Source organism: Gemella sp. 20925_1_85 (assembly GCF_041433735.1).
Lineage (GTDB): Bacteria > Bacillota > Bacilli > Staphylococcales > Gemellaceae > Gemella.
This window is the reverse complement of the sequence record NZ_JAPWCC010000052.1, coordinates 1-1,508: the sequence shown is the minus strand read 5'-3', so window position 1 is coordinate 1,508 and position 1,508 is coordinate 1. Positions and strand designations below refer to the sequence as shown.

3 protein-coding genes are annotated in these 1,508 nt (G+C 31.0%); 1 reads left to right on the top strand and 2 read right to left on the bottom strand.

Going from position 1 to position 1,508, the window contains the following annotated elements; translation table 11 throughout:
* Positions 1-166: 166 nt before the first annotated feature.
* Complete coding sequence (locus tag O3884_RS08955) at positions 167-442, bottom strand: hypothetical protein (RefSeq protein WP_219724175.1); 276 nt, start codon at positions 440-442, stop codon at positions 167-169.
* Between the two features lie 295 nt (positions 443-737).
* Between O3884_RS08955 and O3884_RS08950 the strand changes: the two genes are divergently transcribed.
* Positions 738-1,064, top strand: a complete 327-nt coding sequence (locus O3884_RS08950; protein ID WP_009732038.1) for a DMT family transporter — start codon at positions 738-740, stop codon at positions 1,062-1,064.
* A 163-nt stretch (positions 1,065-1,227) separates the two neighbouring features.
* Here O3884_RS08950 and O3884_RS08945 read toward each other — a convergent pair.
* Positions 1,228-1,508: hypothetical protein (locus tag O3884_RS08945; protein ID WP_483299437.1), on the bottom strand; the 281-nt coding region annotated here is incomplete at its 5' end.

Here is a 1,508-nt window from a genome sequence, read left to right as displayed (position 1 = left end):
CGGATTTTGAGTCTAATATTATTAGTTTTAAATCTCAGAAATATTGATTTTATAAGCTTTTTTTCCATAATATTTTTTAAAACTTAGTATCACTTCCAAAGTTTAGATACTTTTTAGTAACTATAAAATGCTAGAAAGTATACTCCTTATTAAAAAGAGTTTTGGACTAGTTTTGTGCAATTTTATTACCCATATCCGTAATAAGAGAGGCTAAATTAATTGCCTTTAATGATTGTAGAAATTGGTTGTGAATATCATTAGACACATAACCAGCTAGCAAAATATGCTCAGCCATGTCATATTGCTTAATCAAGAGAATCTTATCATGTTTTTCATTAAATAAAATCGCACTAATTGCTGTATTAAAGACTGGAAAACGAAAACTCGCACATTGTGAACAATAAGGAATATCTCCCTCATCTTTTAAAAATTTTTTCTCCAAAGGATGCCCACATTCGGGACAACAAGTCATTGTTTTGTCAAATATAGAAACCTCTTTTTTAAAGTTCTTAAAAGTAATTTTACCAGTAAAATCGAGACCACGCAAGACATTGAAATAAATCAAGACTTTTTTTAAAATTTATCTTATGATATACTAAACTTATCAGCTATTGGTTCTGAAAAAGTGTCTGCCACAGTTTTACTACAAATTCTCATGACTTGTGCCAAGATTTATAAAAAACGGATAGCTATAATAGCTCTTAGAGCAAAAACATGACATATAGGAGGTTAAAGACATGTCATACTTTTATCTTTTTATCGCCATTGTAGGAGAGATATTGGGAACTAACCTTTTGAAATTATCAGACGGTTTTACAAAGCCTATTCCAACCGTTTCTGCCCTACTTAGCTATGGCGTTTGTTTCTATTTCCTCTCACTAGCAATGCAAAAAATTCCTTTAGGAATAGCTTATGCAACATGGTCAGCTGTCGGTTTAGTTTTGACAGCCTCTATCGCAGTAATGATTTTCAAAGAAACACTAAATGTTTATAGCATTATCGGTTTAATTTTGATTATCATTGGTGTTGTCATGGTTAACTTATTAGGAAATGCAGGACATTAATAAAACCGGCTCTATACTATTTGTAGTGGGTAAATCCCCTATGGATATTATGGAGCCTATTTTGTTGTAGAAAAAAAGTTCCATAAGAACTATAATGAAAAGCTAGAATTCTGTCAATATTTTGGACACATTTTGGGAGGGAATTTTGAAGACTAGCGTCCTCCTAATTTTCCCAATAAGTTTTAACTTCTTCAAAAATCTTATTCAAAAGTTCTGCATCTTTTTCTGACAACTGATTTTTTTCTATAACTCTATCTTTTAGTTCTGTTGCCTTTATTTTATTTCTTGCCACCGAAACTGCTATTGAATGTTTCAAAATATCAAACTCATCCTTTGAAAAGTTTGCAATATTGGTAAGATCTAATTGTTCTAGAGGTAAACTACTGATAATTGAATAAGGTTTTTGTCCCAGCAAATAATCTGTAGTAGTCCCAAAGATATTTG

Coding starts and splice junctions, on each gene's coding strand:
- O3884_RS08950 (WP_009732038.1), top strand. CDS start 738: ATGTCATACTTTTATCTTTTTATCGCCATTGTAGGAGAGATATTGGGA.